Annotated in this window: 16 protein-coding genes, 1 tRNA gene and 1 pseudogene; 12 read left to right on the forward strand and 6 right to left on the reverse strand. The window is 49.7% G+C overall.

Annotated features, from left to right (window positions below; translation table 11 throughout):
- Positions 1 to 243 (reverse strand): annotated as a pseudogene (locus JMJ95_RS01450) (hypothetical protein); the annotation flags it as partial.
- Between the two features lie 191 nt (positions 244 to 434).
- Here JMJ95_RS01450 and JMJ95_RS01455 point away from each other — a divergent pair.
- From JMJ95_RS01455 to JMJ95_RS01480, 8 genes are all read left to right on the forward strand, one after another.
- A tRNA-Val gene (locus JMJ95_RS01455) sits at positions 435 to 510 on the forward strand.
- Between the two features lie 253 nt (positions 511 to 763).
- The gene (locus JMJ95_RS13870; protein ID WP_367153730.1) at positions 764 to 1,024 is read left to right on the forward strand and encodes a helix-turn-helix transcriptional regulator; all 261 of its coding nucleotides are present in this window, start codon (positions 764 to 766) and stop codon (positions 1,022 to 1,024) included.
- Positions 1,021 to 1,395, forward strand: coding sequence for an AAA family ATPase (locus JMJ95_RS13875; protein ID WP_367153731.1), 375 nt, complete (start codon positions 1,021 to 1,023; stop codon positions 1,393 to 1,395). The genes JMJ95_RS13870 and JMJ95_RS13875 overlap by 4 nt, the downstream gene beginning before the upstream one ends.
- 52 nt (positions 1,396 to 1,447) lie before the next feature.
- Entirely contained in the window at positions 1,448 to 1,687 is a 240-nt protein-coding gene (locus tag JMJ95_RS01460) for a hypothetical protein (protein ID WP_290681583.1), read from the forward strand.
- 503 nt (positions 1,688 to 2,190) lie between these two features.
- A complete protein-coding gene (locus tag JMJ95_RS01465) occupies positions 2,191 to 2,580 on the forward strand; it encodes a hypothetical protein (protein ID WP_290681586.1) in 390 nt (129 codons plus the stop codon).
- Between the two features lie 116 nt (positions 2,581 to 2,696).
- Complete coding sequence (locus JMJ95_RS01470) at positions 2,697 to 3,632, forward strand: hypothetical protein (protein ID WP_290681589.1); 936 nt, start codon at positions 2,697 to 2,699, stop codon at positions 3,630 to 3,632.
- Positions 3,633 to 4,527: 895 nt separating this feature from the next.
- A complete protein-coding gene (locus tag JMJ95_RS01475) occupies positions 4,528 to 4,779 on the forward strand; it encodes a hypothetical protein (protein ID WP_290681591.1) in 252 nt (83 codons plus the stop codon).
- 148 nt (positions 4,780 to 4,927) lie between these two features.
- Positions 4,928 to 5,257 carry a hypothetical protein gene (locus tag JMJ95_RS01480; protein WP_290681594.1) on the forward strand — a complete coding sequence of 110 codons (330 nt, stop codon included), beginning with the start codon at positions 4,928 to 4,930 and terminating at the stop codon, positions 5,255 to 5,257.
- A 432-nt stretch (positions 5,258 to 5,689) separates the two neighbouring features.
- Here JMJ95_RS01480 and JMJ95_RS01485 read toward each other — a convergent pair whose 3' ends face one another.
- Entirely contained in the window at positions 5,690 to 6,433 is a 744-nt protein-coding gene (locus tag JMJ95_RS01485; protein ID WP_290681597.1) for an ATP-binding protein, read from the reverse strand.
- A complete protein-coding gene (gene istA / locus JMJ95_RS01490) occupies positions 6,426 to 7,973 on the reverse strand; it encodes an IS21 family transposase (RefSeq protein ID WP_290681600.1) in 1,548 nt (515 codons plus the stop codon). Before istA ends, JMJ95_RS01485 begins: the two co-directional genes overlap by 8 nt.
- Before the next feature lie 209 nt (positions 7,974 to 8,182).
- Between istA and JMJ95_RS01495 the strand changes: the two genes are divergently transcribed.
- The 4 genes from JMJ95_RS01495 to JMJ95_RS01510 all read left to right on the forward strand — a co-directional run bounded on the left by JMJ95_RS01495 (position 8,183) and on the right by JMJ95_RS01510 (position 12,719).
- Complete coding sequence (locus tag JMJ95_RS01495; protein ID WP_290681603.1) at positions 8,183 to 9,073, forward strand: DarT ssDNA thymidine ADP-ribosyltransferase family protein; 891 nt, start codon at positions 8,183 to 8,185, stop codon at positions 9,071 to 9,073.
- A 9-nt stretch (positions 9,074 to 9,082) separates the two neighbouring features.
- Positions 9,083 to 9,781 (forward strand): hypothetical protein, encoded by a 699-nt coding sequence (locus JMJ95_RS01500; protein ID WP_290681606.1) that lies wholly within the window; start codon positions 9,083 to 9,085, stop codon positions 9,779 to 9,781.
- A 103-nt stretch (positions 9,782 to 9,884) separates the two neighbouring features.
- On the forward strand, positions 9,885 to 11,321 hold the full coding sequence (locus JMJ95_RS01505) for an IS1182 family transposase (protein ID WP_290681610.1): 1,437 nt from the start codon (positions 9,885 to 9,887) through the stop codon (positions 11,319 to 11,321).
- Between the two features lie 354 nt (positions 11,322 to 11,675).
- Positions 11,676 to 12,719 carry a hypothetical protein gene (locus JMJ95_RS01510; protein ID WP_290681612.1) on the forward strand — a complete coding sequence of 348 codons (1,044 nt, stop codon included), beginning with the start codon at positions 11,676 to 11,678 and terminating at the stop codon, positions 12,717 to 12,719.
- Positions 12,720 to 12,943: 224 nt separating this feature from the next.
- Here the strand turns inward: JMJ95_RS01510 and JMJ95_RS01515 are convergent, their stop codons facing one another.
- From JMJ95_RS01515 to JMJ95_RS01525, 3 genes are all read right to left on the reverse strand, one after another.
- Entirely contained in the window at positions 12,944 to 15,841 is a 2,898-nt protein-coding gene (locus JMJ95_RS01515) for an ATP-dependent helicase (protein WP_290681615.1), read from the reverse strand.
- 131 nt (positions 15,842 to 15,972) lie between these two features.
- Entirely contained in the window at positions 15,973 to 18,009 is a 2,037-nt protein-coding gene (gene brxL, locus JMJ95_RS01520; RefSeq protein WP_290681618.1) for a BREX system Lon protease-like protein BrxL, read from the reverse strand.
- A 76-nt stretch (positions 18,010 to 18,085) separates the two neighbouring features.
- A complete protein-coding gene (locus JMJ95_RS01525) occupies positions 18,086 to 20,992 on the reverse strand; it encodes a PglZ domain-containing protein (RefSeq protein WP_290681621.1) in 2,907 nt (968 codons plus the stop codon).
- Between the last annotated feature and the right edge of the window lie 9 nt (positions 20,993 to 21,001).

Genomic DNA, 21,001 nt, shown 5'->3' on the forward strand with positions numbered 1-21,001 from the left:
GCGCTGCGTCATGAGATCGGGCTGGGGCCTGCAGGTCTTCAGAATCCGCTGCCTGTCGGCCTTCCCGTTGTGGCCCCATATGATATAGTCGTCCGCGTAATATCTGCAAACCTCGCCGATCAGCGCGCTCTTCACGAACGTAACCCTTCGGTAGACTCCTTTCATTCCTTCGGAATTCCAGGGAGAAAATCCCCAGTATTCCCACAGGTCGGAAACCAGTCCCAAATCTGAAATATCGGTCACTTAACCATCACCTGCCGAACCGATTATACTCCTCATGGAAAAAATAGGAAGTGATTTAAGTTCCTTTCCGCCATATTTTCTATCAAAAATTCAGTAAGTACACTCGAAAAATGTCGAACCATCACCGTGTCTTCCGAAGATTTTCCGGCTTGCAAAGCAGCCCGAGGCACGGTATAATACCACCTGTTTTCGGGCGATTAGCTCAGCGGAAGTAGCGCTTCCTTCACACGGAAGAGGTCACTGGTTCGATCCCAGTATCGCCCACCAAGTAATCACAAGGGCTCCGACGATTTCGTCGGAGCCCTTTTTCTTTGAACGGACTCTCTCTAGACTCCATTAATTTAGGCCCTTTCTTCCGCTTCTTTCTCCTTATTTCCCATAACTTAAAGATATTCTTGATTACAACGTTTTTCCTTTCATTTTCGCCATTTTACTTCGATTTGCTTGTTTTTTTGTCGCGGTTACTGACGATGAAAACGGGAATATTAAAGTGTACATCCTAATTTTTGGGGGTACACACATGGACCTGGCAGAGCAAACAGGTTTCAAAAAGCGACTCCTCACGAGTCTTGAGGCGGCGGAATATCTGGGAATATCACATAGTTATCTGCGGCAGCTCCGGAGCGATGGGCATATAGGGAGGCGCGTTTCTCCCCCTCCCCATATCCGAGTGGGCAAGATTGGGTTACGGTACGACATTCGTGACCTCGATCGATGGATTGAGGATCAACCGAGATATCAGACATACGCGGAAGTTCCTACGGAGGATTTCCAAAGATGAAGGCACCGGAATACATACGATTCTCTGCAGCGGTTCCGATTGAAAAACCGGACTGGGTAATCCCAGGGCTGAAGGTTGGGCAATTCGGCTTACTGACGGCTCCTGGTCGTACGGGAAAGTCATATCTGTTGATGCAAATCGCTATGTCTGTAGCCAGTGGACAGACGATAATCCCAAGGTTGGATGTTTCAGGAGCCGCAAAGTCGTGTCTGCTAAATTGCGTGGATGATGCTTCCGACGTCCGGGAACGGGGCAATGTCGTCCTGCGCTGTTTCGATGTAGAATCTTTGCTTGATGACAACCTTTTCGTTGCGTCCATGTCAGGGGCAACTCTTAGATCGACGGAAATGCTGAAATGGGAACCCGGGTGAAGAACAAAGCTTCAAAAGAACCATCCCGGTACCGGAACCCCTCGTTCGGATCATGCAGTTCCTGATGATCGAAAAGGAAGAGAAGGACAATATCTGGGAATTCGCCAAGAGCCCGGGGAAAAAATCATCCTTTTCGCGGAATGCCGCAAGATGGTGGAATACCTATGCCAGTGATGCCACAAAAGATACCACAACGGACTACGAATCCAAGTTTTCTCCTTCAGAACTGGCGCCCAAAATGAAAGCGATAAACGACGCGCTTGGAGTGGACTGGAAGACAGTGGCTGATTAGGTCCTCGCAGAAATGGTCAAGCGGCACAACATCTCCTGAAAAACTGAAAAAGGCCTGAAACCCAAACGGAGGGAAAGAGATCTCACGCTTTCCCTCCGTTTTTTCTTTTCCCTTAGGACGAATCTGTAAAGAGAAAAATACCGTTCCTTCTGACCCATGTGTTTCTACTTGAGAGCCATGATTTCCGGGATGAGAGCCACCGATTATCTCAAACAAACCGCTGTCACTTTCTATTGGAGCAACTGTCTCAAATAACGGTCGGTGAATCGAACCGCCCAATGTTCCCCCTCCTTTTCCTCTTCAACTATTTCTGCTTAAACTTCTTATTTCCATGGACCTGTCTCCGGAAAGGCGGCTCAATTCCACCTGAAAAAAGGCTCCGTCGAAATCGGAAAGCCGGCTCCCGGAGACTGTTTCCATAACAATATTATTTTTTTGTTTCACAGCATGCAAACCGCTATGTTAAATGCGTATACCAAAATTTCACTTTGGAGGCGGTAAGCATGGGCAGCAAAAAAGTCCGTATTGTCATCACCTGCGAGAGCAGGCAAAAAGCACTGGAAGAAGCGAAGAAATGGGTTCTGCAGCTCGAAAAGGAGGTCCTGGAAGAACGGCGCAACTGCAGGACACGGGGTCTGATTCTTCTCGGAACCGTTCTTCTCGGCGCTATTTCCGATGAGGATACAAAGTTCCGGATTTACGAGCGGTTTATTGAAATCGACACCCTGCTGAAAAGCAAAAATACGCCGGTGGAGTCGAAAAAAGCTGCAAAAGAGAAGGCGGGCAGGGCTGTTATTGACCTGGCGAGAGCGCTTTCGGAAAAACTGAAAAAAGAGGCGGCTGCTGCCGGCCAGGCTGCCTCTCAGGGCGGCACGGTTACGAAGCAATCATAATCATGTGGAAGCCCTACGTACGGTTTTCTTCCTTCTGCTCCGGGATGCGGGCCACAAATACAGCACCCGCTCATGTTTCGTACCTCACGAGGGAAAGGGAGTGCCTTCTCTGGGGTATGGAAAGCGGAAGAAGAGAAATATCCGACCGCAGGGAAGCCGCCACTCGATGGAAGGAAATCGCCCGAATGGAAACCGGGCTCTCCCCACTCGACACTCGGGCGGGGAGAGCCCGGTCGGATGCGTGCGTCCAGGTGCGCCTGTTTCTGCCCCTGCCGAATCTGGTCTTCGACGGTATGGACAAGCCGGAAATCAAGGATGCGCTCACCACTCTCGTCCGGGTACTCGAACTGGATTCGACGGACGTGATGTGGTCCCTCCACAAAGGGTTGCCTGGTTCCGGAAAGAAGGAACGGGACCAGAATCTTCACCTTCATATTTCCTATCGTCCTCGAAATAGCGAAGGGCACAAACACAGAATCTGCATCCGCAGGGAAGTGATTTCCCTGCGGGAGGCCCTGGGCGGGTGGCTCCAGGGAAGAGGGTACCCAATCGACTGGAAGTCAGTTTCAAGACCCGGAAAACGGCGGCATATTTCTCCGGAGAAAATCGCCATGGCCGAACGGGGAGAACCGCTCCACTCTCCGGAAGAGCAACTCCAGGCGGACCTGACCCTGGGAAAACGGCTTGTGTCGAAGCTGACCCGGGAAGAAGCGCGACGAATTCTTCTCGAACTCCTTCGTTCGGAAGATGCCGCCTTTTCCCGGCTTGAAGAAGAAATAGCGTCGCAGGGCTGGTCGATTTCTCGAACCCGGAGGGGGAAACGGGATACCTGGATTCTGAAGGACGAGTCCGGAAAAGAGCTCGCTCTTCGCAGAATCCTGAACTGCAAGGAAGATGAAGTCCATCGTCTTTTTATGGTCCTTCAATCAAGGGACGCGGAGAAAGCCCCTTCAAAAAAACTCTCCGAAATTCCACTGGAACACACGGAAGATAACACGGAAATTGAACAGACGGAATCTGAGGAAACCACTCCGGAAATCTCGCGAAATTAAACCAGCGGCCGTTTCCAGCCGCGCTTGCCGTCAAATAGGGAATGCCCGTTTTCCACCCCTGAAACAACCCCGCAAGCATTTCCGTTACCTCGAAATTTTCCCCCGCTCTTCCCCGAACCGCAAAGCGAAATGAAAGGCCTTGCAGGGAGTCCTGCCTGCGTTCCGATCACCTTTTTCGCCGCGCAGCTCGTGTGTTCCTTGAAGTCCGCTGGTCCTTTCCTGTGATTCGCTTTTTGTCTTTTGCCCCTGCAAGGCTCAAGGGTGCGTTGGCTGCCGCCAACACTCCCTTTCGGCAGGGGGCCTTCGCCCCCTTGCATCCCCCAAAAGCAAAGGATGAAAGGTGGGTCAGTCTTTCTCTTCCGGGGTCACTCCATTGCCCAAGGCCATTCCAGGAGCCAGCGGATCGCCTGCGCCCGGGACTGGAACCTGTGTTCGGAACGGAAATCGCCCAGCCCCCTCTTTAGAGGCGCAGAGGTTTCCAGTCCCTCTCCGGATTGCCTGGGAGAATGGGCAGTTTTTCTCTCGGTGTTTGAAAAATAGAAAGGGAAAATCGATTTATTAAAAAATAAACGCTTGACGGATCAGCTTCATATTGCTATTATATCGTTCGTTTTGTGTAAAATAGATCCAACGTTTCATACACCCATTCAACCAGGCGGCTTTTGGACATCCCCTGTCGAGGGATGAAGCAGAAGTACGGCGGAAATCCCGGAAATAGCAGAAAAATGTATAACTCCCAGAAGGAGGCAGTCTTGTGAAAGAGCCCCAAAGGTAACGCGCGGGTTCGCTTCATTCTTGCCGACTTTTCTCTTCCTTTTCTACAAACTCCACTCCCCCCAATCAATCGAAGGCATTGCCGGAAAAGTACCTTGACAAAAAAAAGAGGAGGTACCGAATGAGCGACGGCACATCCCTGGCGCTGCTTCTGGAACTCGTCAGCAATCCGCTGATGATGATCAACTTCATCCTCTACAAGTACAACCGGGAAGATTTGACCGAGATTGCCAAAGACGACCCAAACCTCGCCGAATGGATCGAGGACCTCGGCCGGACCGCCGAAGCCGCGCTGAAGCATCTATCAAAACACGGCATCCCGGTTGACCACCTCAGGCAGCCCGACCTTGTTTCTTCGGAACTCTTGAACTGACCCGACACCAAAAGAGAGGGAGCGGTTTTTCCCCGCTCCCTCTCGCCTCAACCGGAAGAAAAAAACATTCCTTCTCCGGGCAGGTCCTCATCCCCTGCAGACCGGGAAGTATCTTAAGGATACTTCTCCAGAAAGGGCAGGTGTTCTTTTGGTATCAGCGAAAAAAGACATCGAGCGCTGGAAAAGGGTCAAGGAAGAGCGTTTTGGAAGGGTGGAAGCTGTACTCTCGAGGAACGGCTTCGCCAGAAAATCAACACGGGGATCCCATTTTGTTTTCCGGAACAGAACGATAGAAAAATACTGCAAAGTACTCCCGGAATATTTCCTCCGGGATGTTTGCCCTGATGGTTCCCTGGTAATCGTCCAACACGGGAACTCGGTCAAGAGATGCTACCTTCTGCGGGCAGCCGGAATTCTTGAAAAGCTGGCTGAAATAATGGAACTGGAAGAAAAGATACTGAGCGGCCAGGCGGCGTAAAAACAATAACAAGAAAGGTTCTGCGCCAAAAGGCGATATATCACCGTAGACTGGGGAGGAGAATTCCTCCTCCCCGAAATTTTATGCACCTCAGGCAACTTTGGCATAACACAACTCAAAGTCTTTTTTGAGAAAATTCCAGAATGGAGGGAGAGCATATATATGCGAATGTTTCCTTCGGAATTTCTTGAATTTGCCTCTGTTTTTGAAGAAGTATGGGATGACCTTTTTGGGGAAACGCTATTCGATACTGAACACGGTTATGGTGTCATTTCTGTAGTGGAGATTAATCATCAATGCGAAACGCGTTTTTTTAGAGCCACTTGCTCGCAGATATGAGAGCCGCCTCCGCGCTTAAACAGAGCCATCGGCGCGCGGGGTGAGAGCCACCCCATTGGAACGAAGCGGCTCTGCACCTTGACAACCTGAAGATCAATCGCGGGCTGCTTCACGCATGGACTTTTTGCCCTTGATGACGATATTGTACGCCTGTGAACAGAGTCGGTCCGTTATCGCCTCGGCGGCAACCGGGACAGGAATCTGGTCCAGCCATTCGGCGGGCTCGAACTGGGAGGCGATGATCGTAGCCTGGTGGTTGTGCCTCCGGTCGACGAGCGAGAGCAGCAGCTGGGTGTCCTCCACGGAGATGGGAAACAGAAGCCATTCGTCGATAATCAGGAGGTCGTACTTGATAAACTGCTTCCTCAGGCGATTAAAGGCTTCCACCCCCTTGATTCTGGCCATTTTCAACTCGTTCAGCAGATCAGGCAGCTGAATGTAGCGGGTCTTCAGAAAACGCCTGCAGGCGGCCTGTCCGAGAGCCTGCGCCAGGAAGGACTTCCCGGCGCCGGTCGGTCCGACGATCACGACATTGCGTGCGTGCCGGATGTAGCTGCACGACGCGAGTTCCAGAATGAAGCTGCGGTCGAGCTTCCGGTCATCGTCGTACCTGATGTCTTCGACGCAGGCGGTCGGATTTTCGAATTTGGCCCCGTTGATCAGGCGCTGCAGCCGTCCGTGCTGACGCTTGCAGAACTCGCGGTCCACCAGCAGCGCGAAGCGGTCGCGGAAGCCCATTTCCTGGTAGGCATCGTCGTCGTGCTGCTCCTTGAGCGCCTCGGCGATCCCCGTCAGTTTCATGTACCTGAGCTTGTTCACGGTTTCATGATCAAGCATGGTCGCCGCCTCCGAAATATTCCGCTCCGCGCCGGAATCCGCGCCCCGGAGTTTCCTTCACGCCCTCCCCGGGCGTCTGGGAAATATCCATGTTCTTCTCGAGAATGTTCTTGAGTTGCTGGTACGACGGAGAGATTGTTCGCGAAACGATGATGCCGCAGGCCCGTTCGAGCCGGAGGGGACCGAACTTCTCCCGCAGGCTCAGCACGCCGAAACAGGAGCGGTAGGCCTGCTGCTCAATGACCGCCCGGTCGAGAATAGCTTCGACCACCCGTCGGGTGGCGTTCCCGGTTTTCTCTGCCCAGCGCAGGAAGCGGTCGCGGTCCCATTCGACGAAGAAGAGCTTGTCAGGGGGCATGTGCTCCGCGACGGTGGCATAGTCGCCCTTCCCCCACAGTCTTTTATGGGACGCAATCCGCTGATGCTGGTAGAATATTTCCACTGCCGCCTGCGTTGCCCGGACGTCGACCTCTTCTCCCAGATATTCAAACGGAACGGAGTAGAATTTGCGTTGATAGGCGATGTGGCAGTTCGTCTGGACCTTGGCTTTCCCCCACTGTGCCGGTTCGTAGGGGGATTCGGGAAGCGGGAGCAGGAAATCCTTTTCTTCGGCGAGAAAAGATGTCCAGCGGCTCTCGCTTTTCCCGGTCAAGGGCGCGGAATTGACATGCTCAAGGGCTGTGCGGACGTGCCGCTGCAGGTCCGGGAAGGACAGGATCCGGATGTTGCGGAGTTTTGCGATGATTTTTCGCGACGAAATCAACACGGCGTTTTCCGCGGACGCCTTGTCCTTGGGCTTGCGGACTCGAGCTGGCAGTATGACCGTTCCGTAATGGGCGGCCATCTCCTGATATGTCCTGTTCAGGTCGGGCTCGTAGAAATCGGAGCGCTTGACGCCGCTTTTCAGATTGTCGGGGATAACCGTCTTGGGAACGCCGCCGAAATATTGAAAGGCGTTGACGTGACCGGTGATCCAGGACGGCAGCTTTTGGTCGCGGAACGGCTCGGCGTAGATGATCCCGCTGCACGGCAGAACGGCCACGAACAACGAAGCCTGAGACATCTTTCCGCTCTCCGCGTCGAAGAAGGCGATCCTGGCGCCGGCCCAGTCCACTTCGAGCGAGAACGCGGGTTTGTGCTCCAGCCGGATGGTCGCCTTGTGAACCCTGGCATGCAGATGGTAGTACCGCCGGAATTGCGTCTCCATGTAAAAGCGCTCGCTGCTTTGGCGGCATTGTTCAACGTACTCCTCCCAGAGCAGCTTCAGGGTGACATGGGGCTTGGCCAGTTCAGCATGCACATAGTCGAAGTCGGGCATCTTGAAGGTTGCGTCTCGGGACGGGGCGGTGATTTGCAGCAAGCCTTGCGTCACGGCGGTGTCGTCCAATGCGTCCAGGTCTTTCAGGGTGAGCCAGCCTTGATCCCGCGCCTTACGCAGATACAGCGACACCGTGTTTCTGGACACCCCGTGCGTGGCGGCGACCTTGCGCTGACTCAGGCCGCTGTAAACGGCCCGGACAATGGTGAGAAAATCTGACAATTGAATACCTCCTGAGATAAATTCCGTCTTCCGACGGTAATTCGATCTTACAGGAGTTCACCCTGACCGGCTCCATGCCGGCGCGCCGGGTGGCTCTTTATGTGCGCGCCGGTGGCTCTAACACTCCGCGCGGGTGGCTCAGTTTCGCCGTGTTTTCCAATCATCAATACTTGGAAACAAACTTTCCCCAGATGCCTGAGGCCCCCCAAGTGTTCAAAAGAAGGTACAAAATCCCTGAAGATTTTTCAGGAGATTCTTTCAAAATATACGTTGAAAAACCGGAGTCACTTAAACTGCTCTCTTCATTTCTGAGGAATAGGAAGATAAAAGAAACACCAGAAATCAAAAACAAAAAACGCAACGAACAGATCAAGAATTTTTGTACTGAGAGAGGAATTGAAACACTTGTTCATTTCACCAGGTTTGAAAATCTGGAAAGTATCCTAAAAAAAGGTTTCTTATCAAGAGAAGAACTAGAGAAATGGGACTCAACCAATCAGCCTGTTTTTAATGACAGCCAGCGTATAGATCAATGCCCGGATTCAATTTCGCTTTCAATCTCCTTCCCGAACTACAAAATGTTTTTCCACTACAGACAGAGAAATTCTGCAAAATGGGCAGTGATACTTTTGAAACCGGACATACTATGGGAGATGGACTGCGCCTTTTGTATGGATAATGCTGCTAAGAGTCTAGTCAGTCGAATCCCCTTGTCGGAACGAAAAAATGTGTATTCTCTATACTCGATGTTCAAAGATCATCCAGAAAACAAGAGGTGCAATTTGGGAATACCCGATTTCTACACCACAAGCCCCCAGGCGGAAGTGCTTGAATTCAATCCAATTCCTGCAGAATATATCACCGAGATCCATTTTGAAGAAATTGAAACCTTCAATTCATGGATGAAGCTCCACGGAGGGAAGCAACCTGATGAACATCTTTTCAAATGCGAAACTCAGTTTTTTAAAGCTAGAATAGATTACTTGAAATGGCCAACTACTGCCGGGGGGGGAAGTGGTATTCTGGGCGAAGAAATTATCGGCGGAGATTTTTCAAACTATGACGGGGGAAACAATGCTGATGATGAAATACCTTTTTAGGTAATTAGCATGGCCACAAGACCTGTTTTCAAGCCATTATCCGCTTTTCCGTTTGTTGAGGAAATACCTGTTGAATTCAAATGGTACCCGGGGTTTGCAAAATCCCAGGCTCAGAAGTCCCTGCATGCCCTACACTCTGCAGCGAAACAACTGGGCATTTCTTCAATCCTGGAAATATCGTCCCGGTCGATGGATCCTTTGGGGATTTCTCTCAGCGCGTTCAACCTCCAAATTAATCCGGAGAATGCCAATGCCCCGGGAATGAGCGTGGAATGCGCCTTCCAGGGAAGCAAGGTTTTTCAATACGGCGGTCCATACCATGACTTATACAAGGTCCCAAGTATTGAGGCAAAGAAGGATCCACGAATACGAAATTCCGGTGACCTTGTGGCATTCAATTTCCTTGGCGAGAGTTTTCCTATCACTCCGGTCACAGCTTTTTACGACTGGATTTACATGACTGCATTGTCCCAAAATCCGAAGTTATCCAAGGAACTTCTGAATTTTGAGGCCTTTTCCGACATCGCTTTCAATCCCCAAAAATCACTCAACTGCCAGGCCCGTGCTGCCGCTCTTTTTGTTGCACTGAATATGTGCGGGGAAATCGAAAAGGCCTTACAGGACAAAAAACACTTTTTCTGTCTGCTCGCCGGTCCGCCTATCAAGCAAACAAAAATTATTGTAGGGCAAATAAATCTATTTCAATAGAGCCTGTTGCATAAGTAGCGCTGATTTAAGTTATCCACAAGCAGAAGTGCGGTAAAATAGTACATGAATCAAAGCAATGCAAAGACTGCCGGGGTGGATTATTGTGGCCTATAATTTTAGACATTGCAATCTAAATCAAATGTATCTGTTACCGCCGGACATGAGAGACTGGCTGCCGGGAAATCATTTTGTCTGGTTCATAATGGAGATTGTCTCCTCCCTTGACCTCAGTGCCTTCTTCAGGCGCTACAACCCTGAAGGAGACGGAAGACCGGCATATCATCCCTCCATGATGACATCGCTGTACTTTTACTCCTACTGCACCGGCGAAAGGTCGAGCCGAAAGATCGAGCGGCTCTGCATGGAGAGCGTACCTTTTAGAATTATATCCGGTGACCAGCAACCGGATCATACCACCATAAGCCGTTTCCGAAAGAAATTTGCCCCTGAACTTTCAGCCCTGTTTCTCCAGGTTGTTAATTTATGCTACGAATCAGGACTTTGCAATTTCAAAACAGTTTCGGTGGATGGAACCAAGATTCAGGCCAGCGCCTCCATGGCAGCCAACCGGAACGAATCGGGGCTCAAGAAAGAGATAAAAAAGTATTTCAAAGAAGCAGACGAGGCAGATGCCCGGGAAGATGAGCTTTACGGCCCCGGCAGGAGAGGGGATGAACTCCCTCCTGAACTGTCTACCCGGGAGAACAGACTTCGTAAGATCAAAGAAGTCCAGGAACGCCTCCGCACGGAAAAAGAGGAAAAAGTCCGCTCCCAGGAGGAAAAACTAAACATGCGCAAAGCGCAGGAAGAGTCCACTGGAAAGAAAAAGCGGGGGCGCAAACCCAGGAGCGTCGAGGCTGTCGAGAAAGAGGCGTCTGAAAACCTCAAGGGCAATCTCACCGATCCGGACAGCAGAATCATGAAGACCTGCAAGGGGTACATTCAGGGATTCAACGCCCAGGCAGCGGCTTCAGAGGACCAGATAATACTGAGCGCCGAGATAACTCAGGAATGTAACGACAAAAACCAACTGATACCCATGCTTGAAAAAACAAAAGAAAATCTTGATGCCGTGGATTCAGACATAGAAATAGGCACTCTTCTGGCAGATGCCGGCTACTTCAGTAAAAAGAACCTTGAGAGCATAAAGCCCGAAGACCCGGATCTTCTGGTCGCTGTAAGCAAGGAGTGGAAGACCCGCAGTGCGCAAGCGCAGGGAGACGGCAACGAAATCCCTGAGCCTCTCACCCCGGTCTCCGCCATGGAGTATAAGTTGTTGACCCCAAAAGGAAAAGAGCTTTACAAGAAGCGCAGCATCACCATAGAACCGGTGTTTGGGCATATCAAGGAAGTGCTGCGGTTTGGTCGGTTCATGCGCAGAGGATTGGAGGCCTGTCGCTGTGAATGGAAGATGGTGTGCACAGCCCATAATCTCCTCAAGCTGTGGCGGTATGGAATTGACAAGGTTCATGAAAAGATCCGGAAAAGCAGGGCAATCGTTCCAGCAGAAAAGGGCGAAACTTTAGCTTTGGCTGTATAGGTAATTTTTCTGAACGAATTTAACCGTCTGTCTACATCTGATGCTAAGGTACCAGCCTGAAAAACCAGGTCTTTTCGGTGGATAACTTTTTGTAAATTACCGGTTTGGCAACAGGCTCAATAGATGGTATTTTTTATTCTATGGCCTGAATTCTTGTAAATGACTCTCGGTACCCAATACAAGCAAAGGCGTTGCGTTTTTGTCGCTAAAACTAAACATCTTTTGATTAAGAGTGATTTCAACACACAATGATTCTGATACTCTAAAAGAAATTTAAATTGTTTTTCTAAAAAATAATCTTGAAATGCTATTCTGTTCCTGGCTGTATTAATTTTGAAGAGAGGAGAGAAGCTAATGGTTGAGGGTCATATCAGAGGACTTTCACAATATTATTCCAATGGTCTGGAACGTATGGAAATTTGGATTGACAAAAAACATGCCTCTTCTCTACCGTGCCAAAATAATCAAAGAATCCCTATAACGCTGATGATTGGAGAAAAAAACTTTGTTACAGGTTTAAGGAGTACTCCAGACAATGATTATGTATGGATTTGTCCCGATTTAAAAGATACACTTGGAAGAAAATCCTGTAGTCTAGCACAAGCGCTTTTGAGTAATGACTTTCAGAAAAATCAAAAGGTTAAATTGGTTTTTGACGGGAATATAGCAAGAATAGAACCGATTTCTGAAATCGAAGTTCCTGATAAAAGCAGAAAAATAGCCGACCATTGTAAAATAGTGCTTGATTTGGCAAATGCAAAATTAAGTGAAGAGTTTTTTTATAACAGTCTCGCCCTATGTGTTATTGATGCTGTTTTTTCTCTTGGTATAAGCTATACAGCGACGCGTAATGTTGTGAAAAACTTTTGTTCCAAATTAAAGATCAAGATGTTTAGGCACCATGGAAGCAAATACCCTAAAATCGAATCTCAGTTTTCTATGGAGGCGCTGCTTTCCTTATACCAGAATCATTCTTTTGAAGAACTGGCAGACATAATCTTCAAAAACCACAATAGAACATCACCCCGAAACGGCATTCTAAAATCGGAAGCGGTGTTTCGCTTTGCCAGTGTCCTTCATACTTTTGGGGTAAACTATTTCCAAGACATACCCCTTGTGATTGAAAGCTCAAATTTCGAATCCTCAATCAAGAAAATACCCGGTCAAAGCAGTGGTCTATCAACCAAATACTTTTACATGCTTGCAGGTGGAGAGGACTTCATTAAGCCAGATAGAATGATAATCCGATTTGTTGAGTCTGTGATTCAAGAAAAAGTAGACTCAGATAAAACATCTTCTTTGATTTTGGATGCCCTTACGATTTTAAAAAAAGAGTTTCCTGCTCTGACCCCAAGAATGCTCGACCATGAAATATGGAAGTACCAACAAAATTTATAAATATATTGTAATATTTCAATTAGTATAGTAACGCTACCAACTTGTAAACACAGGTTTCGAAAACAATGAAAATAAGAGATATTTCTCCCGCTTGATTCGGACTCTCTAAGTAGAAACTGATGGAGTTCTATATAGCTATCTGCCTTTTTTTGATTATTAAGTTCCCGTAGAGCCACTTGTCTCCATTTGTAGATTCACGTTGTCAAAAAATCCTTAATTTTGCTCTATTCTTTTATCTTTTTAAAAGCGATTCTTTCATTGGTCGACGATAGAGCTTCAATACTTACACCTTTTACGGCCCAAGGGGAATTGCAGAGTTTCTCGAAATCAAAGTCGGCTTCAGGGACTGTTCTTTCCCAGCTTTTTCGGCCATTGTTGAACTTATAATGGAGCTCTTCAAGATACTGTTTTACAGGGAAAGCATTAAATACTCTAATCTCCACTATTTTTGCGCTTTCCCTTGGGAGAACGGGTGGAAATTCATCCCAGTACAATGTTTCAAGCCATTGATTCATTGAGATATTCTTCAAAAAAACGGTCTTATTTCTTTCGCTGTCACACAATAACACGAGTTCATTTTTAGCTCTCGTCAGTGCGACATAGAAAAGGCGTCTCTCTTCTTCGTGAATCTTGTCGATACTGTCGAAAATTCTTTGGAATACCCAGTTTGGATGAATCAAAGGATATCGCCCAGGCACAGCATCAACAATGATTACTGCTTCTTTTTCAAGGCCTTTGAAATTATGAACCGTAGATATTTTGATTTTTTCCTTTTGCTCCTCGTCCATAAAGGATCTCAAATGATTAAGAAAAAGATTCAATGGACTTTGGTTTTTTTTAGAGTTCTCCTTTGAACAAAAGAAACCTCTCACATTGTTTTCCCTAGAGAGCAATACAACTTCTTTTTTTTCCTTTAAGAAAGAATCAACAAGCCTCAGGACTGAGGGGATAAATTTTTTTTCTTTGTGAAGATTTGATTCAATTGTTGTTGGATGAAAATCACTCAAATATGCAACTCTCACTCGGCCAGGCTCAGTAGTCGAGGCCCTTGCAGGAGGCTTCTTTTCTTGCATTAAGGTATTCCCAAGCTGGACTATTTTCTCCGCTGATCGATAATTTGTGCTGATATCAAGTTTTTTAGGGCATGAAAAGAATTCTTCAAAGTTTTCATAGAATTTTAGATCGGATCCTGCAAATCCATTAATTGCCTGCCAGTCATCCCCGACACAAAAAAAGCTCGCAGACTCATTGAAATTCCTCATTTCGTTTAATAACGCATAAAATGGTTCAGAAAAATCCTGAAACTCATCGACTAAAACAAAACGCAAATTTTTAAGGTCACCTGTTTCCCTGCCACCCTTTCTTGAAAAACAGCTTTCACCTTTTTTCAAAAGTTCAATGGCTTCCCACATCAAACCATCAAAATCCTGTTTGTTCCTATTTCCAAGTTCTTCAAGGTAATTTGAAAAAGTAATTTTCCCAATTTCAAGGAAGACCCGTTCTGCTCCTGAGATTGTTTCATGCTGACTTATTTTTATTTCCAAATCTTCGGGACTAAAATTTAATTTACGGCAACGCTGTACGAATGATGTCATGGCTTTTGTAAAAGAATCTAAGGCCCTTACACTGATTTTTTGCCAAATCTCTTCATCATTCAATGCCTTTACCTTAATGCCTTTTTCTTTCATTCGTTCCAGAACTTTACGTGAGAACTCTTCACACCCGTCCGGAATAATATCGGATGAAGAAAAATCAAAAACAGACCATCCTCTTTTTTCTAGTGATTGTATTTCTATTTTACGGTTTGCATTTTCTTGCTCCAAAAGTTCACCGAAACCGTCATCCCCAGCTAGGTCAAAAAAATAGATAATCGCTTTTGCTTTTCCCTGGTAAATTGAAAAATATTTTTTTTCCGAAGTTTCCCGATTCCCGTATATTTTCCTTCCATACTTGTACTCAATGTCATTCTTGAACAAAGTATTTGCAATGTTTTTTTCCCCTAAGGATTCAACAAATTCACCTGCCAGCGTTTCTCGCGGCAAAGAACTTCTGTGGGGAATCAGCTCAGGAACTGGGAGATGAAAACCGCCTTTAACGATCTGCCCCCAATCGTCTTGAAAGTGGCTCAGCATTACTTCTTTTATCATGTTGAGAAAACGCTGTTCTCTCATCTGATCTCGTATTATCTCTTGAACTAAATTGCTAAGTTGGAGCCACCCTTTTTTTTCATCATCGTATAGTATTTCCTCTTCCGGGTGAACTAAGGCATGTGCAAGCGCATGAAAGGTCATGACGTACGGTATGTCCTTCCCAAGAATTGAGGCTAATCTCTTTTCCATTTCCTTTGCCGCAGATTTATTAAAAGCCAGAAGAAGCAATTGATGGGGTGATATTCCACAGTGCTTTTGCAAAAAAACGGCACGGGAGGTCAGGGTGGTTGTTTTTCCTGATCCAGCCCGGGCTACAACAAGTATATTTCCGTTAACAGCACCTACTGCAGCAGCCTGTTGTTCATCAAGCTGTCTGTTATTAAGAAGATCCTTTAGATTATCCTTTGCCCACTCCTGTACAAAATGAGCCTTTGTTTCCTGGAACTCTTGGTCAGAAAAAATTCCCCTCCAAGAACTCGATTCAAAGAAATCATCTGCTGATAGGAAATCATTTTTTAATACTGGTTGAATGCTTTTCTTAAAGGCTTCTTTATGTTTTGCCTTTTCTTCTTTATGTTTTGCCTTTTCTTCTTTATGTTTTACCTTTTCTTCTTCTTGCTTTTGTTTTTTTATTTTTTCTCTTTGGACCTGCTGTTTCTTGTTTATATCTAGAATTTTTCCAGGGATATCTACCCAAACCCACGGATTATTCTTAAGCTCCTTATAGACTGCGTTTATTATTTCTTGTCCTTCTTTAACCTCCTCCATTGACAATGGACACAATTCTTCTTGGTTTTTCAGGTATTTATTAATTTCTTCAGGCTTTATTTCTCTTCCACATTCAATCGCAACACGCACATAATCAAAAATAATTCTAATGCAGGGCAAGTTACGGGTTATACCATTCCAATGCCAGCATGTTATTAACTGCTTTAAAAGAATCATCAATTTCTCTTCATTCAAAGCGTTCACCTCGAATTACGGGGCTCTTTTCGATATTTTCTCCATTAGCATCTTCCGTAAACATAATTTACAAATCGATATCACCAAATGAAAGATCCCATCATTTTTGTATTACTTGATGAGTAATGCCATATCGAGGATTAATCTTTCAATTCAAAAGAAGCCGCAAGCACCTCCGCTATCGTTGTTACCGGAGTCAGCGTGATTGCTTCAAGCACGTAGGAAGGTAAGGCCTCCGCTTCCTTCATGTTGTCGGCGGGCAGAAGAACTTCTTTCACCCCGGCGTCGTATGCGGCCCGTATTTTCTGCTGAATGCCACCGACGGGAAGAACCTTGCCCATGATCGTAATCTCACCCGTCATGGCAAGATCGTTCCTCACGGGCGTTTTCGTCAATGCCGAGACAATACCGGCGACGAGGGTGACGCCTGCGGACGGTCCTTCCTTGGGTACCCCCATAAAGGTGGCCAAAACCGCTACATCGAATCCGTTTCTCCACTCGGCACTAATTCCGAGATCCTCGTGTTTCGCCCTTATGTATTGGGCCGCGGCCTCGATGCTCTCCCGCATGACCCGTTGTATCGATCCGAGTGGTACAATGCGCCCGGAGCCTTTCGTCGCCTGCATTTCAAAATGCAGGATGCAGCCGTGGTCTTCATCGACGGCCAGGCCTATGACCTCGCCGACCGTAGGAGCTGCGGGAAGCACTACCCGTTGGACGCGCTTGCTGTCCGGAAGTTCCGCTACGACATGTGTTCCTGAAGGGTGCAGCAACGCTCCAAGGGAGATGCGGTCGTACTCGCCCGGCGCAATCAGATGAAGCTGGTCGCGTACTCTCTGGCGCAGTTCGCAGGCCACGGTGAGGATGTCGCACAGCTCCCCGTCGGAGACCCTGCCGTCGGGATGAAGCAGCTTCAGCAGTCCCGACGCTGTTTTCATGACGGCCCGTTGGTCTCGCCCGGATACGCCGTTCGTCCGTTTCGCGTGATCCACCACTTCGAAGCGCGGCCGAAGCGCCCCCAGCAGATCGACGCGCCGAAGCTCATGCATGATTTCGCAAAAATAATCCGTTATAAAGCCGTAATCCTTCGAGTAACTGCCCGGTGTTAATTTTGGAATTTCCCAGCCGGGCAGGTATCCGTGGATTCGGTCCAGAAAGGCGATCACCTGCAGAAAATCGGGCAAGGGCTCGAAAAGATGATAATATTTCTCGTGAGGAAGTCCCCCCTGAACATCGAGATTGCCCACGAACACCAGGCTGGCGAAGGCGAGTATCTCCTTCTTCCCTCTGCTGAACTTGGCGTCCTGCATATAGCCCTGCATGATGCTCACGAACGACCTCGGATCGGTAAAATCGGTGTTCGCGATCTCGTCGAAGACGACGGCGTCCCTCACTCCCACCTCGCCGATCTTCCCGCTGTTCAGGTTGATGAAAAGCTGGGCCGGAGTCGCCTTGCCGCCCGACAGCACGTGCGCGTAATACGATATGTTGCGGTAGAGATAGGTCTTCCCGGTCTCCCGGGGCGCAAGTTCGACCATGTTGACGTTGGTCTCCACCAGGGGAATGCACCGGCACAGGTAGAGCAGCTTCTGCCGGCGTGTCATCCCGTGCGGATCAAGGCCGCATGAGTTCACCAGCACATCGAGCCACTCGTCGGTGGAGAACTCGCGGCGGCGCTCTATGTATTCGTCAAGGTTGATCACGCTGACCTGAAAAGGCGTGAAGGCCGTGATCTTGAAAGGCCTGATCTTTTTATTATGGATTTCGTTCTCGTCGTATGTCAGGTCGATGGTTCCCCACATGCCGCCGGAAAGCAGCATCGGGTACTGGCGAACAATGTTCTCGGGAATGTTCACGAAGCTCTCGTTGATGGCGGAGATCGTTCCCCAGTACTTGTCCTCCGTTTCAACCAGCCGCGCCTCCAGGCTTGCGATCACCGAATGGCTGCGGTTCTCGCGGATATAATGCCGGATCTTCTCCGCTTCCGCGCCGTAGACGAACGTCTCCTTCAGTCTTCTGACGACCTTTTCCATGTCCTCGTGGAAGGTCTCCTCGGAGCAGTAGTTGTCGATCAGGTACTCCAGCACGTACCGGGGAAACTCGTCGACGCCAGTATTGATAGTATGCGCCTTGTTGACGACCTTCCCTCTGAAAACCTCTTTGAGTTTCTGATTCATCTGCGATCCCCCGCTCTCGACATAGGAATTCCCTGCCCGGGCCGTACCGGTCGGGCAGCAACGCCAACCTCCCGGATCATCGCATGCTCCTTGGTGTCAGGCCCAGAATTTTCCCGAGATGCGGAGGCACGCGGCGGACGATCTTTTCGGAATTCAAGCGCATGGAAAACCGGATCTCCTTCCTCTTTTTCACGGTGCGTTGCCCCTCGCGGTACGAAACGCCGATCCTCAGAATGCGCTCCATCATACCCGCTGCACGCTCTTTGTCCGAAGCGTCCTCTGCATCCGGGACAAACCGGCAGACGACCTCCACTCCCGACGCCGAAACGTAATAGACAAGCGAAGGCAGAGCGGGTGTCGAATCCTTGTGCTGGTACGCCCCCTGCGTTTCCAGCCGGAGTTCCTTGTGTTTGTGAGAGTCCGCAAGCCGAACCTGCATTGTGAACTCGGCGGTCTCTCCTTCGATAAGATCGGATGGCCCCGAAATCGCGCCGAGGAGAAGGACTCCCTCCTCCGGTGTTTTCACCCTCATGGCGAGCATGGGCACAAACATTTCCTGGATGGAGATTCCTCCGTGGGAGTATGCGTCCGGGTTGAATTTCGCAGCGGGACGGGAAAAGGCATAGCCGGTTTTCGGGAAGAGGATGGATTCGTAGAGCTTTTGACGCTTCTGCTTCGTTCCCTTGTCGAACACTTCTTCCGAATCGGGCAGCCGAAGATCCGCGACAGGAAACTCAAAAACGCTCTTGCGTACCTTCGCCGGAGCATTTAGTCCGCCGAGCTCCCTTCCCATCCATGCGTTGAGGTAATGGCAGTCGTCCGGCTCGTTCAACCAGGAAGATTCAAGGAAGATGCGCTCGCGGCCGACGGCGCCGAATCCGTGATCCGCCACGACGAAAACCTTTGTATCTGGAGGAAGGTTCCGAATGACGGCTGTCACTTCGTTTTCGATGATGTTCTTGATATGCTGCTGATAGATGAACGCCAGCGGACGGGAGGGAACGCTGCGGCCGTCCGGCAAAGTCTTTACGGAAATCTTGTGAAGTTCCTTGTCGCACAGCTCGAAGATGAAGAACTCGACGTTGCCCGCGCGATAGCGGACGGTCTCCCCTGTCCCCGAACCTTCGGGGTTCACAACCTCGACGCTCCCGGCGTACCCGAAATCCCTTTTCAGCGCCTCCTTCAGAAGATCGTTCTCGGCGCGGCGCGTGTCGAAGGAATCGGGAAAAGTGCCGGCGAAAATGGCTTTTCTGCTGATGTGCGTCTCCGAAGGAAGCAGCGACGATGCCGGATAGTCCGCGATGATCTCCATCCGATCCTCGAAAAAAGGCCTGACCAGTTCATCCCAAATGTCGTAGCGCATTCCGTCGAAGACGAACACGACGGCCTTCTCCTTTTGCGGATCCCAGTGGGGCTTCAGGCAGCGCATCAGAAAGCGGCTTGTGAGACGGACCTCGGAGGAATCCGAGGCAACCCACGACGGATACTGGTCGGCCGCCATCTCCTGGTACCGGAAGTTCACTGCGGAAAGCGCTTTGTGTATTTCTTCCTTCAATATGCCGGTACGTTTGCGGATACGTTCCAGCGCGGCAGTAAAGCCGTCCGGCAAATCGCAGGCCGAACGAGGGAGAAAATCCGCGCTTTCAAGCAGACGTTCCAGTGCGGAGAGGTAGTATTCCAGCCGGTTGACCCGGCGATCGTTCCACAGCCCCCGGAACCACCCGAAAGACAATCCGGAGGTCTGCAGGACGCCCAGGTTTTTTAATGCGGCATTCAGGTCGCTCCGGATCCGGAGTATTGATTGGAGCAGGCCGTACGCCTCCTTGAGATTCTTCCAGGCATTCGACGGACGCTGTTCGATGAACAGATGTTTCCCGTCGTCTGTTTCCGGAAAGAGCGTCCGGCGGAGTTTTTCATGGGGCGGCGAGAGAGTGAAATCGGCAAGAAGGCTGTCCAGGGCGGCGAAAAGAGCCAGAGAGCGGAGGAGGACGGAGTACCGCTCATTGTCGATAACCTCCGCAAATGTTCCGCCGGTAAAGAGTTTCAGTTGCTCCAGAAGAAAGTCGAGCGCCTCACCGGAAAGCGACGCTTCGGCTTCCAGAAGATCCCGGTCGGCTCTGAGTGGATCGATCGAAACAAGCTCCAGCGCCGCCTCGGCTATCAGCGAAGCGTCCATCTCGCAGAACGGTTTGAGGTCGGGATCGATATTGGCGAGCACGAGTTTCCAGTGCTGTACGTGCTGGGAGAGAATCGCCGAGAGGTAGAATGCCCTCACCACAGGTTCCGGCGGAGAGTCCGCAAACCAGCGGAAGGGGGCGGGGGCGGTGCGCAATTCGTCGCGGATGGCACGGGCTACCTCCGGAGCGAGCGAATCAAGCTCTTCGAGCGCCGTTGAGCCGGCGAGAGCGATGCGCCAGTAGATACGCGCCTCGGGGCGTTTGAACGCCGCCTCGGGGACGCCAAGCGCCGAATAGGCGACGATGCTTCTGAAATCATGGTCCGTGAAGCGGGTCGGATGCGCTGTTCGCAGTCCTTGGTGCGCTTTGAGCACATCGCCGAGCGAGCCCGCGATCAGCCGCGCGAAACGCGGAGTGTCCGCCTCCTGCGGCCAGTTGCGATCTCCTGTTTTTTCGATCAGAAACTGCCGGAGGCTGATGTCGATTCTCGCCGCCTCCGGCGTTTCCGCAAGAAGATCGGGATAGAAGGGGGGCGGCGCTTTCGTCGGCGAAGGCTGCGTCTTCCTTCTGGCGGGAGCGCGGTCGATGAGCAGCAGCTTGCCGTTTTCTTCCGGCGATCGCGCCTTTTCCAGCAGCTCTCTGAAGACGAGGTTCGTCGAGGCGATGATGGCCGTGAACCCGTTATCGTTGGCAAACCGGTGAACAGCCCCTTCGGTCTCGGGGAGAAGCCGAAGGTGATCCTGGACAAGCACGATCCGCTCGTCCTTCAAGACTTCCAGCTTCTCGATGATCCAGCGCGAAAGCATCGGCTCCCC

The organism is Aminivibrio sp., from assembly GCF_016756745.1.
In the GTDB taxonomy this organism is placed as follows: domain Bacteria; phylum Synergistota; class Synergistia; order Synergistales; family Aminobacteriaceae; genus Aminivibrio.

Coding starts and splice junctions, on each gene's coding strand:
- JMJ95_RS01475 (WP_290681591.1), top strand. CDS start 4,528: ATGAGCGACGGCACATCCCTGGCGCTGCTTCTGGAACTCGTCAGCAAT.
- JMJ95_RS01460 (WP_290681583.1), top strand. CDS start 1,448: ATGCAGTTCCTGATGATCGAAAAGGAAGAGAAGGACAATATCTGGGAA.
- brxL (WP_290681618.1), bottom strand. CDS start 18,009: ATGAATCAGAAACTCAAAGAGGTTTTCAGAGGGAAGGTCGTCAACAAG.
- JMJ95_RS01525 (WP_290681621.1), bottom strand. CDS start 20,992: ATGCTTTCGCGCTGGATCATCGAGAAGCTGGAAGTCTTGAAGGACGAG.
- JMJ95_RS01470 (WP_290681589.1), top strand. CDS start 2,697: ATGGAAAGCGGAAGAAGAGAAATATCCGACCGCAGGGAAGCCGCCACT.
- JMJ95_RS01485 (WP_290681597.1), bottom strand. CDS start 6,433: ATGCTTGATCATGAAACCGTGAACAAGCTCAGGTACATGAAACTGACG.
- JMJ95_RS01465 (WP_290681586.1), top strand. CDS start 2,191: ATGGGCAGCAAAAAAGTCCGTATTGTCATCACCTGCGAGAGCAGGCAA.
- JMJ95_RS13875 (WP_367153731.1), top strand. CDS start 1,021: ATGAAGGCACCGGAATACATACGATTCTCTGCAGCGGTTCCGATTGAA.
- JMJ95_RS13870 (WP_367153730.1), top strand. CDS start 764: ATGGACCTGGCAGAGCAAACAGGTTTCAAAAAGCGACTCCTCACGAGT.
- JMJ95_RS01510 (WP_290681612.1), top strand. CDS start 11,676: ATGGTTGAGGGTCATATCAGAGGACTTTCACAATATTATTCCAATGGT.
- JMJ95_RS01500 (WP_290681606.1), top strand. CDS start 9,083: ATGGCCACAAGACCTGTTTTCAAGCCATTATCCGCTTTTCCGTTTGTT.